15 protein-coding genes and 1 other annotated feature are annotated in these 15,782 nt (G+C 28.0%); of the genes, 3 read left to right on the plus strand and 12 right to left on the minus strand.

The window, feature by feature from the left end; all coding sequences use genetic code 11:
* Window positions 1-161: 161 nt before the first annotated feature.
* The 3 genes from I4V63_RS01195 to I4V63_RS01205 all read right to left on the minus strand — a co-directional run bounded on the left by I4V63_RS01195 (window position 162) and on the right by I4V63_RS01205 (window position 4,787).
* Window positions 162-572, minus strand: coding sequence for a C-GCAxxG-C-C family protein (locus I4V63_RS01195; protein WP_195999474.1), 411 nt, complete (start codon window positions 570-572; stop codon window positions 162-164).
* A gap of 123 nt (window positions 573-695) precedes the next feature.
* Window positions 696-2,666 (minus strand): hypothetical protein, encoded by a 1,971-nt coding sequence (locus I4V63_RS01200; RefSeq protein ID WP_195999475.1) that lies wholly within the window; start codon window positions 2,664-2,666, stop codon window positions 696-698.
* Window positions 2,667-2,687: 21 nt separating this feature from the next.
* Entirely contained in the window at window positions 2,688-4,787 is a 2,100-nt protein-coding gene (locus I4V63_RS01205) for an MMPL family transporter (protein WP_195999476.1), read from the minus strand.
* Window positions 4,788-5,057: 270 nt separating this feature from the next.
* On the opposite strand from I4V63_RS01205, the gene I4V63_RS01210 reads away from it, so the two are divergent.
* On the plus strand, window positions 5,058-5,630 hold the full coding sequence (locus I4V63_RS01210) for a TetR-like C-terminal domain-containing protein (RefSeq protein WP_195999477.1): 573 nt from the start codon (window positions 5,058-5,060) through the stop codon (window positions 5,628-5,630).
* A 46-nt stretch (window positions 5,631-5,676) separates the two neighbouring features.
* Here the strand turns inward: I4V63_RS01210 and trpS are convergent, their stop codons facing one another.
* Window positions 5,677-6,693, minus strand: coding sequence for a tryptophan--tRNA ligase (trpS, locus tag I4V63_RS01215; protein WP_195999545.1), 1,017 nt, complete (start codon window positions 6,691-6,693; stop codon window positions 5,677-5,679).
* A gap of 110 nt (window positions 6,694-6,803) precedes the next feature.
* Window positions 6,804-7,053, minus strand: a binding site (T-box leader).
* Window positions 7,054-7,204: 151 nt separating this feature from the next.
* Between trpS and I4V63_RS01220 the strand changes: the two genes are divergently transcribed.
* Complete coding sequence (locus I4V63_RS01220; RefSeq protein ID WP_195999478.1) at window positions 7,205-8,185, plus strand: biotin--[acetyl-CoA-carboxylase] ligase; 981 nt, start codon at window positions 7,205-7,207, stop codon at window positions 8,183-8,185.
* Entirely contained in the window at window positions 8,186-8,758 is a 573-nt protein-coding gene (locus I4V63_RS01225) for a biotin transporter BioY (protein ID WP_195999479.1), read from the plus strand.
* Window positions 8,759-8,859: 101 nt separating this feature from the next.
* Here the strand turns inward: I4V63_RS01225 and I4V63_RS01230 are convergent, their stop codons facing one another.
* The 8 genes from I4V63_RS01230 to ribD all read right to left on the minus strand — a co-directional run bounded on the left by I4V63_RS01230 (window position 8,860) and on the right by ribD (window position 15,677).
* Entirely contained in the window at window positions 8,860-9,387 is a 528-nt protein-coding gene (locus I4V63_RS01230; protein WP_195999480.1) for an FmdE family protein, read from the minus strand.
* A 172-nt stretch (window positions 9,388-9,559) separates the two neighbouring features.
* Entirely contained in the window at window positions 9,560-10,615 is a 1,056-nt protein-coding gene (locus tag I4V63_RS01235) for a nitronate monooxygenase family protein (protein ID WP_195999481.1), read from the minus strand.
* 166 nt (window positions 10,616-10,781) lie between these two features.
* The gene (locus I4V63_RS01240) at window positions 10,782-11,237 is read right to left on the minus strand and encodes a flavodoxin domain-containing protein (protein ID WP_195999482.1); all 456 of its coding nucleotides are present in this window, start codon (window positions 11,235-11,237) and stop codon (window positions 10,782-10,784) included.
* A 169-nt stretch (window positions 11,238-11,406) separates the two neighbouring features.
* Window positions 11,407-12,054, minus strand: a complete 648-nt coding sequence (locus tag I4V63_RS01245; RefSeq protein WP_195999483.1) for an HAD family hydrolase — start codon at window positions 12,052-12,054, stop codon at window positions 11,407-11,409.
* Window positions 12,055-12,058: 4 nt separating this feature from the next.
* Window positions 12,059-12,520 (minus strand): 6,7-dimethyl-8-ribityllumazine synthase, encoded by a 462-nt coding sequence (ribE, locus tag I4V63_RS01250; RefSeq protein ID WP_195999484.1) that lies wholly within the window; start codon window positions 12,518-12,520, stop codon window positions 12,059-12,061.
* A 183-nt stretch (window positions 12,521-12,703) separates the two neighbouring features.
* Window positions 12,704-13,906, minus strand: coding sequence for a bifunctional 3,4-dihydroxy-2-butanone-4-phosphate synthase/GTP cyclohydrolase II (locus tag I4V63_RS01255; protein ID WP_195999485.1), 1,203 nt, complete (start codon window positions 13,904-13,906; stop codon window positions 12,704-12,706).
* Between the two features lie 20 nt (window positions 13,907-13,926).
* Complete coding sequence (locus tag I4V63_RS01260; protein ID WP_195999486.1) at window positions 13,927-14,583, minus strand: riboflavin synthase; 657 nt, start codon at window positions 14,581-14,583, stop codon at window positions 13,927-13,929.
* An 11-nt stretch (window positions 14,584-14,594) separates the two neighbouring features.
* Window positions 14,595-15,677 carry a bifunctional diaminohydroxyphosphoribosylaminopyrimidine deaminase/5-amino-6-(5-phosphoribosylamino)uracil reductase RibD gene (ribD, locus tag I4V63_RS01265; protein ID WP_195999487.1) on the minus strand — a complete coding sequence of 361 codons (1,083 nt, stop codon included), beginning with the start codon at window positions 15,675-15,677 and terminating at the stop codon, window positions 14,595-14,597.
* Window positions 15,678-15,782: the final 105 nt, after the last annotated feature.

Consider the following 15,782-nt stretch of genomic DNA (forward strand, 5'->3'; position numbering starts at 1 on the left):
ATTATCTCCAACTATACAAATATTGAATAACATTATTATATGAAAATTTTCTATTATTGCTACTATAAATCTATTTTATCTAAATATACAAATACACCTAGCTTAACAAAATCAAACTAGGTGTGTTATAAAAAATAATTATATTTTCTATTTTATAAACATTAATTATTTTTTTCATCAATTAATTCTTCAAGAATTTCAGCTGCATCTTCTACACAACCTCTACATGAACGTAGTACATTTCCTGTACCTATTCCTTTTAATTCTTTGCACACTACAGATGAATTTTTTTCCTTAAATCTTTTTTCTATTTCATTTAATAACTTTACATCATCCTTTATTGGCTCAGCAGGATTATCTGGATTTACATTTCCTTTTAAATAATTAACTATAACGTATGCTCCCATTACAGCTCCACATAGTTTATAAGCTCCTCCACTATATCTTCTAACCATATCTTTCATAGTAGACTCATCAACATCAACAAGATCACAAAATGCACATGCTACTGCTTGTGAACAAGTATATCTATTCTTGTGTAATTCAATTGCCTTTTCTTTTCTTAAGCCCATTTTAAATCCTCCCTTTTCATTTGACTTATAAATTTATTATATAATTTTCTCTTTGTAATGTCACTTATTTGAAAAAAATATAGGCCTTCAAGGTAAGATTTAATTACCTTGAAGACCTATATTTTATTTAAATAAATTTATTATTCTTTCCCATAAAGTAGGACTTTTTTCTTCATCCTTTGAAACTTCTATAGTTACTTTTTTTATTTCTGGCGTCTTAATTACAAATTGTACTGATTTCACATTTGTATTTTTTTCAGAAGTAAATGATACTATTTCATCACTTGTTCCATCTAAATCATCAACCATTTTATCAATTTCATCTGTTATTTCTGTATCAAGATTTGCTGTCTTATCATTTAATTCTGTTGTTCCCTTTGATAATTCCATAGTTCCATCTTTTAATTCTGCAACACCTGAACTTAATTTTTCAGCTCCACTTTTTAAAGTAGATGTTCCGTTTACTAAATTTGTTGATCCTTCTACAAGCTGAGAATATCCTTGCAGCAATGTTGCTACTCCATTTGTATATTCATTAATTCCTACATCTAATTTATTATATTCTGATATTAATGTATTTATTGCTGTAGATAGGTTTGACATATTATATATCATATCATTTAATAATGCAGATAAACCTTGAATTGCATTATTAAATTCAGTATATTTAGTTTGTAATTCAGTTGCACCACCTAATACTTGCCCTATTCCATCTGAAACACTATTTAAATAACTTTCTGTTCCACTAATCGATGCCATATTTCCTTGAAGTAAAGTTATAATTTGATTATACATCTCTATTTGAGTTTGAATTTGTATAATTTGACTATCATCTGCTTGTACCCCTGCTACTAATAAATTATCTCTTGCTTCAGTAAGAACTGATATTTGTGATTTCATATTTTCTATAGCACTAGCATTATTACTTTGAAGATAATCAATATCTAATCCATTAGCATTCATAATAGATTTATAAGCTTCATAATTTGTATTTCCTTGTAACAATGTAATTGCTGAAACTAATTCATTAATTCCGGTTTGAACATCAGAAGATGCTGAAACTAATTCACTTATACTTTCATTAGATATATTAATATTATTTAATGCAGATCCTATTTCATTTAATGCATCTAAAACTTCCTTTGATCCACTTGTTAAATTTTTTGAATTGCTATTTAATTCTTGAAGTCCTTTATATACAGTTATAATACCATCATTTAAAGAATTCACTCCAGTACTGAGACTATTCATTCCATTGGATAAATCATAAGTCCCATTATTTAATTCTGTGCTTCCATCATTAACAGAAATTGCTCCTGAATCTAATTTTTCTATTGCATCTGTCAATTCATTTACTCTATCTAATAAACTATTAGTATCTACATCTACACTTAATCCTAATTTAACACCATTTATAGTCATTGAAGCCATTTCAAAATCATTAACATCAGCTTTTATACTAATTTCTTTTCCTTTGTTTGGTAAAATAATATGAGAAATCTGTTTTTCACTTCCTACATTTGCTATTGTAGCCCCTTCAGCTTCAATATTATTACACTTTTCAGTATCTAATGTAATAGTAGTTTGTAGCGCATAATTTTCAAAAAATGTACTATTGCACTTTTCATTGTCTGTTATTGAAATTTTTATTTCTAAAGTTCCACTTTTTCCTGCTAAGTCATTAGAACTTATCTCCTTACCGTCTAAATAATACTTTATATTTATATTCCATGGAATTTCAACTTCTTTTAAAGTACCTTCATAATAAAGTTTATCAATACTACTGTTTCCAGTTATTTCCCCATTGTCATATGATAAAGTATCATTAGTATTCATATTTCTGATTTCACTATAATCGCCATAATCTAAAATGTTTTGGCTATCGAAAATATTTACTGCATAAGCACTACTAACTTCACCGTTACCATCTAAATTAATATAAATAACTTCCTCTTTCCCTTGACTTTCAGCTACATAATTTTGGCTCTTTAAAATTGTATTTGATTCTGCCAAAGTAGATATTGGAACCATAGTATTACTAATTATTGTTGCTGTTAAAACTATCATTATAATTTTATTTTTACTTTTTTTCATAGTAAATCATTCTCCCTTAAACTAGCTATTTACTGCTTTATTTTTATTTTTTATTTCAATTTTGCTTTTATTTTTAAAATTTGATTTATACATTGTCTTTTGTATTGGTTTATCAAAAATATATAAAAGTCCTGGTACAACAAATAGTACTATTATTGTTGATAAAACAGTTCCCCTGGCTATCAAAACTCCCAATTGTTTTATAATTCCATGAGTAGATATAACCCCTAATAATAATCCTGCAATTGTAAGTATTGTAGCAGATGTGAGTATTGATAATGTTACTGATGAAATAGTTTTTAATAAAGCTTCTTTTTTTAGATATATCCTTCTATTATCAACATAAGTATTTGATAATAATATTGCATAATCGACAGTTGCTCCTAATTGGACAGTACTAATAATTAAATAGGCTATATAATGTAAGCTACTTCCTATAAAATATGGTATCCCTAAGTTTATCCAGATTGCTGTTTCAATAGCTAAAACTAAAATAGCAGGTAATAAAATGGATTTGAAAGCTATTAATAGCACTAAAAATACCGCTCCAATTGCAATAAGGTTAACCCTAATATTATCAGACGTTATTACGTCCATTAAGTCATAAGTACTTACACTTTCTCCTGCAAGATAATAGTTGTCACCATAATGCTCACTTACTATATCTTTTATTTTTTCTATAATTTTAAAGCTTTCTTCTCCCTCATAATCCATCTTTACATTTATCACCATACGACTATATTTTTCTGAGATTAAGTTGCTTAATATGCTTTCATCTACATATTGTGTTGGTATTTCAACTCCAGCATTATCTACATATGAAATTATTGAACTAACTTGTTCTATTTCTTTTAGTTCATTACTTAACTCCTTTTCTGTTGCAAAATCACCTTTCGGGACCATAATAACTAATGAATTAGATTTACCAAAAGTATCTTCTATTAGCTTTGTATCACTACCTAACTTAGTACTTTCATCAAATATTTTTGAAGATCCATAATTAAAAGTATTTTTTGTCTGTGCTAAATAAGATGGCACCATTACAATTAAAAAAATAATAACTAAAGGTATCATTATTTTTCTAACATAATTTGCAAATTTATCAAATTTAGGTATTAATAACTTATGTTCAGTTTTATCAATAATCTTGTAACAATACATTGTAAGTACAGGAAGTAAAACTATCACAGTAACTAAGCTTAGAGCTATGGCTTTTGCCATTACTATTCCCATATCTGGACCAATTTTAAATCTCATTAATATTAAGGCTGCAAATCCAATAACTGTTGTTATCCCACTTGAAAAGATTGATCCAACACTTTTGACAGATGCTTGTACCATTGCTTCTTCTGGTTCTAACCCCTGCAATCTAAACTCTGTAAATTTGTGTAATAAGAAAATTGCATAATCCATAGATACTGCCAACTGTAATACATTTCCGGCTGCATTTGTTACAAAGGAAATCTCTCCAAATAAAAGATTAGTTCCTTGATTTATCATTATTGCTACACCTATAGTTAACATAAACAATATTGGTTCAAACCAGGAAGTTGTTGTAACTGCTAATACAATCAAACATATTGGTATTATAAATATTATAATTTGACTAACTTCTTTAGAAGTAGCTTCTGTTGCAACTACGGTATTAACAACTGAACCTGCCATTGCATTATCATCACCGATTAAATTTCTTATTTCATTTACTACTTCAATTCTTTTATTTTGATCAACAATAACTGTAAATAACGCTGCTTGATCCTTGTAATAATCTTGAACCGTTTCTCTATCTAAAGTTTCAATAGGTTCTGTTATATTAACAACATCATCTAACCATGTAACATCTTGTACACCATCAATATTTAATAATTTATCTTTAATTTCTAAAGCTTCTGGTATAGTAATATTAGATACCATTACCCTTGCATTAGGTATTCCACCTTCAAATTGATCTTCCATAATATCTAAAGATATTGTAGACTTAGAATCATCTGGAAGATAATCATTCATATCGTAATTAACTGATACAAATTTACTGCAAATAAAACATAAAACTAGCGAAATTCCAAATGTAAAAATTACAGTTTTTTTATGTTTAATAATTTGTCTAAAAAAACTTTCCATACTGCGTCTCACCTCTAACTAATTATCATTCGGTTTAAGTATATTTATGAAATACCCACACTACAATTACCAATAAAGCAAATCACTGTGGTATAATACACACATCGAGTATAAATTGTGTATTAATTTATTACGGTTTTGTTAAAAGTATTTTATAAACTTATGTTTTGATAAATTAAGAGTTGAATAATAATTAAGTTATCTTTAAAATATATAAAAAGTATAAATTGTTATATTATGTAAATATTTTTATTTGAATGGAGCTTTTATATGGATAGACGAGTACGAAAAACAAAACTAAAACTAAATGAATCTTTAATGATATTAATAAAAGATAAAAATATTAATCAAATTACTGTTAAAGAACTTACAGACTTAGCTGACATAAATAGAAAGACTTTTTATTTACATTATAAAGATATCTTTGATATGCTAGGCAACATCAAGGAGCAATTACTAGTAGAATTTGAAAATGTTATATTATTTCATAATTCATCTTGTACCAATCCTGATGAACCATATTCACTGATGAAGGATATATTAGAGTTTATTGATAAGAATAGTGAGCTATTATCAATTTTCTTAGGTCCTCATATTAATGCGGATTCTATTTTTATAGAAAAAATTAAGGGAATTATGAAAAGGCTATGTATATATGTTTGGAATAAATTATATCCTAATACTGACCCAAAAAAATATGACTACTATTACTCTTTTGTTTTTTATGGAATCATAGGATTAATTCAAGATTGGATAAATACTAATAAACAAGAAAGTATAGAATATATGGCAAAACTTACAAGCGATTTGGTAGAAGGTTCCTCAAAAATATTATATTCATAGAATACAAAAATAATTAGACCATAGGTGGTCTAATTATTTCAATAACTTATTTAAAATACTCAATTCCTATGGCATTTCTTACATCTCTTAATGTGTTAGATGCTATTTTTCTTGCATTATTACTTCCTTCTTTTAGTACATCATATACATAATCTAAATTTTTCTCATATTCTTTTCTTCTAGCTCTAATTGGCTCAAGTTCAGCTTGAATTATTTCATTTAAATATTTTTTTACTTTTACATCACCAAGTCCCCCGATTTGATAATGCATTTTCATTTCTTGTAATTTATCTATTTCTTTACAAAATGCATCTAAATATATAAAAACAGTATTATTTTCTATATTTCCTGGATTTTCTACTCTAATATGATTAGGATCAGTATACATTGACATTACTTTCTTTTTTATTACATCTGGTTCATCACTAAGATAAATTGCATTATTTAATGATTTGCTCATTTTTGCTTTTCCATCAATACCAGGTAATCTTCCTAAGCCCATCTTAGGTAAAATGGCACTTGGCTCTACTAAAACCTCTTCTTTATAAATATTATTAAAAGTTCTTACTATTTCTCTTGTTTGCTCTATCATAGGGAGTTGGTCTTCACCTACTGGTACTATATTTGCTTTAAATGCTGTAATATCTGCTGCTTGGCTGACAGGATAAATCATAAACCCAGCCGGAATACTCATATTAAAATTTCTTTCTTTTATTTCACTTTTAACTGTTGGATTCCTTTCTAACCTTGCAACTGTAACTAAATTTAAATAATGCATTGTAAGCTCATTTAATTCTGGAATTTGTGATTGAACAAAAATAGTAGATTTTGATGGATTTATTCCTACAGCCAAATAATCCAATGCAACCTCTATTAGGCTTTTTCGTATTTTTTCAGGATTTCGTGCATTGTCAGTTAATGCTTGTTGATCAGCTATCATTATATAACTATTATATAAATCACTATTTTGCAAATTAACTCTATTCTTTAATGACCCTATATAATGTCCTATATGAAGTTTTCCTGTTGGTCTATCTCCAGTTAAAATTATTTCTTTTTTCATCATTTTCACTCCTTATTTTATATATTTTCTCTAGTGACCTATTTAAAATTTCTAGACTTATCATGATTCAATAATAATTGTAAAAATAAAAAAAAACTTCATCCTATAACTAATAGGACGAAGTTATTATCCGTGTTGCCACCTAAATTGTATAAATAAAATTTATACCACTTTAAATAAAGTACTAACATACTTTAACTGCTGTAAGGTGCAGTTCACCACTAAGATACTCTTAAAACTTTAATTTCACCTTGTTCCTCAAAGGTCCATTCATTAAATTCTTTCTTGCTAAGCTTCCACCACTCCTAGCTCTCTTTATTGAACCTAAATTTAATTACTCTTCCTCTTCATAGGATTTTTTTATACTTTTAATGTATTATATTCCTCTATTTTGTAAATGTCAAACATTTGAGAAGACTAATTTAATATTACCTTTAATTGTTAACCATTTAATATATTTTGATTGACAAACTATTTTGTCTCCAATATAATACTTTCTATGGAGGTAATTATGTTAATAAAAGGAAAAGTTTTAAAAATTTTAGAAGAAAATAAAGGTAAAAATATTTCTGGTGAGGAAATTGCTAAAAAACTTAATATTTCGAGAACTTCCATATGGAAAGCAATTAATGCACTTAGAAGTGAAGGCTATACAATAAATGCTGTTACTAATAAAGGTTATTCCCTAGCAACAAATACAGATTTTATTTCTAAAGAAGGTATTTCTTTATATTTAAATAATGAATATTCAAACATTGATATCTATACTTACAAATTAGTCTCTTCTACTAATGATGTTGCAAAAACTTTAGCTTTAAATGGTGCTAAACATGGTACGGTTATAATTTCCGAAGAACAAAGTGCAGGTAAAGGTAGGCTTGGTCGAGTATTTTATTCACCAGCTAATACTGGAATTTATATGAGCATTATACTTAGACCTAATTTAACTGCAATGGATTCAGTTTTAATAACAACATCTGCTTCTGTTGCTATATGTAATGCAATTCAAAAAGTAACCGGAATAGAATGTCAAATAAAATGGATAAACGATATTTACTTAAACAATAAAAAAGTAGGAGGAATATTAACAGAGGCTTCTACTAATTTTGAAAGTGGAACTATTGATTATTTAATTTTAGGAATAGGACTTAACTTTAATAAGCCTAAAGAAAGTTTCCCTAAAGAACTTGAAACAATAGCCTCTTCATTATTTAGTAATAACAATGGAAATATCAATAGAAATATTCTTTGTGCAGAAACAGTAAATAATATCCTAAGTATGATTCCTCAAATTAAAAGTTATGACTTTATATCTGAATATAAGAAAAGAAGTATTATTTTAAATAATGAAATTGTCTATATAAGTGCTGGTGTTTCATCAGTTGGTAAAGCTATTGATATAAATAATGATGGTTCTTTAGTTGTTAAACATGATGATGGTTCTATAAAAGTTTTAAATTCTGGTGAAGTAACTATTAGGAGGTTAAATTAAATGAATAAATTATCAACGAAATCACTTATTTTATGTTCACTTTTTGCTGCATTAATTGCTGTTGGTGCTTTTATTAAAATTCCAATACCTGTAGTGCCATTTACTCTACAAGTTTTATTTACTACCCTAGCTGGCCTTTTATTAGGACCTAGACTTGGAGCTATTTCTGTAGGGATTTATTTACTTATAGGTTTAATAGGTATTCCTGTATTTACTCAAGGTGGTGGACCAAGTTATATTTTCCAACCAACCTTTGGTTATTTAATAGGCTTCTTAATAGGCACATATTTTACTGGATATATTGCACATAAAGATAAGAATCCATCTCTTAAAAGACTAATATTTGCAAGCCTTGGTGGATTAACAATTGTATATATTATAGGTATGATTTATTATTATTTAATTTCAAATTATTACCTAAATTCTCCAATCACAGCTAGTGCTGTAATGTTATATTGTTGTCTTTTATTTATTCCAGGTGATATTGCTTCATGCATTGTAAGTTCACTAATTGCCAAAAGAACTCTCCCTGTAATAAAAGGTCAAGTACTTGCAAATGAACTTAATAGTTAACCCTAAAGAAAAGATTATAGATAATATCTTTTAATAAATATAAAACTTTAGGCTAAAAAACAATACCATATAGCATAATAGTGCTTATGGTATTGTTCTTATTACCATCCTCTTGAATAATCATCATAACAATCTAAACATACTTTTTTGCCTTTTTGAAATCTTATTTTATGTTCTGGTGCCATTTCACCACAATTCTCACATTTTATAGAGGCAAAAGAGCGGGCACATTCAGGGATGATTATTTTGGTTTTCTTTATATCAAATAAGACTTCTTCTGGTCCATTTAAAATATAAATCTCCTTATCTTTCCTATTTCCTTTAAATTCAAACTCCTTTAAAATTATTCTTATACTTTTTTCATTTTTTCTATCATAAAAGCTAAAGGCCATTTTACCTGTTCCTCTATAAATTAGATTTCCTTTTCCTAAAGTACACCCTGTAATTACTTGTATAGCATCTATTCCACAAGCATCATTTTCTGTTATACATACTATTTCTTCATCTTTTGAAAATTTAAAATTCATCTTTTCTTGGGCTATATTACATGCTCTAAAACCTATTGCTAAGCCTGGACATTCATGTCCATGAAATTTTACACACTTTTCCCATAACTCTTTATTAAACACTTATTTTTATCTCCTAACTCTAAATTGATACAAGAATTATACATTTTATTTTAAATATCCATAGTTATAATTATTATACTATCTTCAAGATTATAATAGTTTTTGAAGATAAAAAATTTATGTACTAAAAAATTTTTAATGAGGCATATCAATTATATATACCCCATCTTTTCTAACTATTTAATTCTTCTATTAATTTCTTAACAGTTGTAATTTTATCTAACCTATATGCATTTTCACCACAAAATACAAGTGAATTATCAACATCACCTTTTACTGCACGTACTAAAGCACCTGTTATGCAATAAGGTATAGTTGCCATATCACATTTCTTTAAGCATTTATAACATTTACTTATTTTTTCATTTGTTAACTTTCTTTCTTCCATGAATTTATTACTTATAGCTCGCCCTGGCATACCAACTGGACTTTTTACAATCATTACATCTTCCTTTTTAGCATTTATATATGCCATCTTAAAATTAATATGAGCATCACATTCTTCAGTTGCTACAAATCTTGTTGCCATTTGAACTCCAGCACATCCTAAATTCATATAATGATTAATATCATCTCTATCATAAACGCCACCTGCAAATATTACCGGTATTTTCTTATTATATTTTTCTTCATATACCTTTACTATTTCAAGAATTTCAAGCACTTCTTTGTCATAAGCTTTTGATTCATATTCTTTTAAACTTTCGCTTGAAAATCCTAAATGTCCACCTGCCTTTGGACCTTCAATAATTACCATATCTGCAGTTCTACCATAACGTCTATCCCACATTTTTAAAATAACACTTGCAGACTTTGGTGGAGATACTATAGGTGCTAATTTTATATTTGACCCTTCTGTAAACTTTGGTAAATCAGTAGGTAATCCTGCACCTGATATAATTAAATCAGCACCATTATCAATTGCGCATTTTACATACTCTTCATAATTTCTAGTGGCGCACATAATGTTAACACCAATTATTCCACCATTTGATATTTGTTTTGCTTTTTTAATATGTTTACCTAATGCCCTAATATTAGCTGTTAATGAATCTTTTCCAAAATCCTCTTCTAAAAATCCAGGTTGTGCTGCTGATATTACTCCTATTGCTCCTTCTTTTGCTACTGCTCCTGCAAGCGAAGACAAGCTTACACCTACTCCCATTCCCCCTTGAATTATTGGAACCTTTGCTTCTAAATCTCCTATAATCAATGAATTTAATTTCATATATTAATCCTCCTAGTTATTCCATCTAATTTATATAGTTTTTATAACTATATGTTATATCATTAGTATATATAATGTATTTTTAGTTGTCAATGTACAATTATCAAATATTTTGATTGTAAAACTATTTATAAGAAAATAAAGCTAAGGGTGACTTAGCTTTATTTTAAAATTTAACATCTGCAGTTCTTTCATCTTCAGGAATATTTTTTATTTTATTATATAATAATTTCATCATAGATTTATGCAGAAAGTTTAATTTTGAATAATCTATTCCCCCTCGCAAGTTAAATATTTGAACTTTCTCAAAAATTTCAGGTAAAAGCTGCTTTTCAATATTATTCTTTATGGCCTTAATATTTTCTTTATCTTTTGGATCTGCTAATCCAACTGTTACAATTACTATTTTTTTATTATTAGGATTACTGATTTTCTTAAAGGTTTTCTCCATGCCTAATATACCACCAGCATATAAACCACCAAGATAAATAATCTCATCATAATCGTTTATCTCTGTAACCTCTTTAAAATTTAAACATTTTAAATTTATTCTTTTAGCTAACTCTTCTGCATATTGTTGTGTTGTTCCATAATGGCTACCATAAATAACAATCCCATTCATTTTTCCATCCCCTTATAATTCATTTTTAAATTCTCATGTTTTAATTCTTAATACTATAAATATAATTATATTTATAAATTATAAAAATTAATATACATTCCTATTTTCAGCCTGTAATATTCTTCTAATTATCTCTTTATACACTGAAAAAGAGACATAGCTTTTTAAGCTATATCTCTCTTATATCAATAATTTCATTAATACTATCTATAATATAATCTGCATCTTTAAGTTCATTATGATTTCCATATCCATAAGCACATCCAATAGAATATAAATTATGCTTTTTAGCTATTTCAATATCAACAAATCTATCACCAACAATAATAAAATTCCCTTGATGCTTTTCTTTAATAAATTTGAAAATTTCATGCTTAGGTTTAAAGCCAAAATTCTCGCTACAATAAAAATCTATAAAATACTTATCTAAGCTAAAAATTTCTATATGTTTCTTCATATAACCAACCTTACAATTACTAAGAAATATTAATTTATAACCTAACTCATTTAACTTAACAAGTGTTTCTATAGTACCCTCATATAATTCAGCTTGTCCTGCATCAATATATTGAATCATAGCTTCTCCTATGATTGAACTACATTTTTTCTTTTCATCCGCTGGTAAACTTGGCATAAAATCATTCCACATTTGTCTTACAGTAAGCCCAAGAAACTTACTAATTTCCTCCTCCTTAAATACCTTTTCTTCAGCATAACCATTGCTTACTAAATAATCATATGCTCTTTTAAATGCCGGTTCATAAATCCTTATACTATTATGCAAAGTACCATCATAATCAAAAATAATATACTTCATAATATTACAAATTCTTTAAAAGATTAGCCATTTCAATTGCAGTAACTGCGGCATCATATCCTTTGTTTCCAGCTTTAGTACCTGCTCTTTCTATAGCTTGTTCTATACTATCTGTAGTTAATACTCCGAATATTACTGGCTTTTCAGTTTGAAGTGATACTGTTGCGATACCTTTTGAAGCTTCTGCACAAACATAATCAAAGTGAGGTGTTGATCCTTTAATAACTGCTCCTAAACAAATTACTGCATCATACTTATCATTTTGAGCCATTTTCTTTGCTACTAGTGGAATTTCAAATGCTCCTGGAACCCATGCTACTTCTATATTATCTTCATCTACCCCATGTCTCTTTAACCCATCTAAAGCTCCACCTAATAATTTTGATACTATAAATTCATTAAATCTACCTACCACTATTCCAACCCTTAGTCCTTGTGCTACTAGATTTCCTTCTATTATTCTCATTTCTTTTTCCTCCTAAAATTTCATTTAATATAAATTTCCAACTTACAATTTATCTAACATCTTTTTAATAAAAGCTTATTTTAACTAATTAAGCCAAAATATACCTATCCATTTATTAACCTAAATACTTTATCCTCTTATATCTTTACTAAACATACACTCTTTTTCTATTATTACTTAAATTTAAATCATATGTCCCATTTTTTCTTTTTTAGTTTGGAGATAAAACTCATTTTTTTCATTGTGGTTCATTGCAATGGGAACTCTATTTACAATTTCTATCCCATTACATTCTAATCCATCTATTTTTCTAGGATTATTAGTCATTAAATTTACCTTAAAGACTCCTAAATCCTTTAAAATTGCAGCTGCAACATCATAACTTCTCATATCTGCTGGAAAACCTAAAATTTCATTAGCTTCAACAGTATCATAGCCTTTATCTTGAAGTGCATAAGCCCTTAACTTATTAATAAGTCCAATTCCTCTCCCTTCTTGTCTCATATATAGTAAAATTCCAGTGCCTTCTTCAGCAATTCTTTTCATAGCTGCATCATATTGTTCTCCACAATCACATCTTTTTGATCCTAAAGCATCTCCAGTTAGACATTCAGAATGTACTCTTATTAAAACTGAATTATTAGAAGTTATATCTCCTTTAACTAAAGCTACGTGATGCTCTCCATTTAACTTATTTATAAATCCATACATTTTAAAATCACCATATCTAGTTGGCATTTTAATTTCAACAACTCTTTCCACTTTGGCTTCATTACTTTCTTTTTCTTTCCTATACTTTATTAACTCTTCAATAGTTATTATTTTCAAATTATGAACTTTAGCAAATTCCACTAAATCTGGAGTCCGTGCCATTGTACCATCATCCTTCATAACTTCACATATAACTCCTGCACCTTTTAATCCCGCAAGTTTAGGCAAGTCAACTGCTGCTTCTGTATGTCCATTTCTTTCTAAAACGCCATTTTTTTTAGCCACTAAAGGAAATACATGCCCTGGTCTTCTAAAATCCTCTGGTTTAGAATTATCATCAAGTACCTTTTGAATTGTAATTGCTCTTTCAAATGCAGAAATTCCAGTAGTTGTACTAGCATGATCAATAGCAACTGTAAATGCTGTTTCATGATTATCTGTATTATTTTCAACCATTGGTCCTATTTTAAGTTCATTTAATCTTTCTTCTTCAACTGGCATGCAAATAAGTCCACGCCCATACTTAGCCATAAAATTTATGGCTTCACCTGTAACCTTTTCTGCTGCCATTAACAGATCCCCTTCATTTTCCCTATCTGGGTTGTCTACAACAATAATTATCTTTCCATCTTTTATATCACTAATTGCTTCCTCAATAGTATTAAATTTATACATTTTACATACTTCCTTTCTCCTTAAAAAAATCCATTTTCTCTTAAAAATTCTTCACTTATTGATGTATTTGGGTTATATTCTTCTTTTGATGCAAATCCCATAAGTTTTTCAACATATTTTGAAATAACATCGCATTCTAAATTAACAGTTTCACCAATAGATTTATTTAATAAAGTCGTTTCTTGTGCTGTATGTGGGATTATAGAAACTTTAAATATACTTTCATCTACATAAGCAACTGTTAAGCTTATACCATCTATAGTTATTGAACCTTTTAAGACAACATATCTTAATATTTTACTTGCTGCCTTTACCGTAACCCAAGTAGCATTATCCTCTTTTTCTAATGAAATAATCTGACCTATTCCATCTATATGTCCACTTACAATATTCCCACCAATCCTGCTTTCCAAAGTTAATGCTCTTTCCAAATTCACCTTATTACCTATGTCTAAAAGTCCTAAGTTACTTCTTCTTAATGTTTCAGCCATAACATCAGCTTCAAAACTATTACCTTTTAGATTAGTTACTGTCAAGCATACACCATTAGTGCAAATACTATCCCCTACTTTTGTTTTTTCTAATACTTTATTTGCCTTAATAATTAACTTTGAGGATTTAACTCCTCTTTTAATTTCTTTAATTATTCCAAGTTCTTCAATTATTCCTGTAAACATATAACTATCACCTAACTTATATAGCCTTCTACTAAAATATCCTTACCTACATTCATTGTAGTTATATTTTTTAGTTTAAAAGCATTATTTAATTTATCTATTCCTCTACCACCAACTGGAGTTTTAGCTGTTTCTCCTCCTATTATTTTAGGAGCCATATATATCATTACTTTATCAACTATCCCTTCTTCTAATGCAGAGTAATTTAATGTTGAGCCACCTTCTAATAAGATGCTATCTATATTAAGCTCTCCAAGCCTTCTCATAAGATCATTTAAATCAACTCGTCCATTTTTTTCATTTATAATTAGAACTTCAATATTATTTTTCAATAATTTTTGAACCTTTGTTGTATTGGCTTTTTTGGTAGTAGCTATTATTGTCTTATTATCATGATTTTCTAACACTTTTGATTTCAGAGGAATTCTTAATGTACTGTCTACTATTATTCTTATAGGATTATTACCTTCAACCACTCTACATGTTAATTCTGGATTATCCTTTATTATTGTATTTACACCGACCATAATTCCTAAAAACTTATTTCTTAAAATATGAACTTGTAACCTTGACTTTTCACTAGTTATCCATTTAGATTCACCAGTTTTTGTTGCTATTTTTCCATCTAGTGACATTGCTGTTTTCATAACTACAAATGGCTTTTTAGTAGTTATATACTTAATAAATACTTCATTAATCTTTCTACATTCCTCTTCTAAAATACCAACTTCAACTTCTATTCCTGCATTTTTAAGTTTTTCTATTCCTTTTCCTGATACTAATGGGTTAGGATCAACCATACCAATAATAACTTTACTTATTTTATTTTCAATAATTCTATCTGCACAAGGTGGTGTTTTTCCATAATGAAAGCATGGTTCTAAAGTAACATACATAGTAGCCCCTGTTGGATCATCATCTAAACTTTTAAATGCATTAACTTCTGCATGGCCTTCTCCATATCTTTCATGATAACCTTGTCCAATAATTTTTCCATCTTTAACAATGACTGCACCAACCAATGGATTAGGATTTACATTCCCTATACCTTTTTTTGCTAACTCAATAGCTATTTTCATAAACTTTTCATTCAAAATCATCATCTCACAATCATAATAATTTGAATTTAATAAATCTTTAGCTTATAAAAAATAAAAACCCTGAGTTTTATCTCAGGGCTTGTTATTTTAACTACATCT

Source organism: Clostridium sp. 1001271B_151109_B4 (genome assembly GCF_015670405.1).
In the GTDB taxonomy this organism is placed as follows: domain Bacteria; phylum Bacillota; class Clostridia; order Clostridiales; family Clostridiaceae; genus Clostridium.

Bases quoted from the DNA above. Each gene is read 5' to 3' on its own strand.
- I4V63_RS01195 (WP_195999474.1), bottom strand. From the start codon at position 572: ATGGGCTTAAGAAAAGAAAAGGCAATTGAATTACACAAGAATAGATAT.
- I4V63_RS01200 (WP_195999475.1), bottom strand. From the start codon at position 2,666: ATGAAAAAAAGTAAAAATAAAATTATAATGATAGTTTTAACAGCAACA.
- I4V63_RS01205 (WP_195999476.1), bottom strand. From the start codon at position 4,787: ATGGAAAGTTTTTTTAGACAAATTATTAAACATAAAAAAACTGTAATT.
- I4V63_RS01210 (WP_195999477.1), top strand. From the start codon at position 5,058: ATGGATAGACGAGTACGAAAAACAAAACTAAAACTAAATGAATCTTTA.
- trpS (WP_195999545.1), bottom strand. From the start codon at position 6,693: ATGAAAAAAGAAATAATTTTAACTGGAGATAGACCAACAGGAAAACTT.
- I4V63_RS01220 (WP_195999478.1), top strand. From the start codon at position 7,205: ATGTTAATAAAAGGAAAAGTTTTAAAAATTTTAGAAGAAAATAAAGGT.
- I4V63_RS01225 (WP_195999479.1), top strand. From the start codon at position 8,186: ATGAATAAATTATCAACGAAATCACTTATTTTATGTTCACTTTTTGCT.
- I4V63_RS01235 (WP_195999481.1), bottom strand. From the start codon at position 10,615: ATGAAATTAAATTCATTGATTATAGGAGATTTAGAAGCAAAGGTTCCA.
- I4V63_RS01240 (WP_195999482.1), bottom strand. From the start codon at position 11,237: ATGAATGGGATTGTTATTTATGGTAGCCATTATGGAACAACACAACAA.
- I4V63_RS01245 (WP_195999483.1), bottom strand. From the start codon at position 12,054: ATGAAGTATATTATTTTTGATTATGATGGTACTTTGCATAATAGTATA.
- ribE (WP_195999484.1), bottom strand. From the start codon at position 12,520: ATGAGAATAATAGAAGGAAATCTAGTAGCACAAGGACTAAGGGTTGGA.
- I4V63_RS01255 (WP_195999485.1), bottom strand. From the start codon at position 13,906: ATGTATAAATTTAATACTATTGAGGAAGCAATTAGTGATATAAAAGAT.
- I4V63_RS01260 (WP_195999486.1), bottom strand. From the start codon at position 14,583: ATGTTTACAGGAATAATTGAAGAACTTGGAATAATTAAAGAAATTAAA.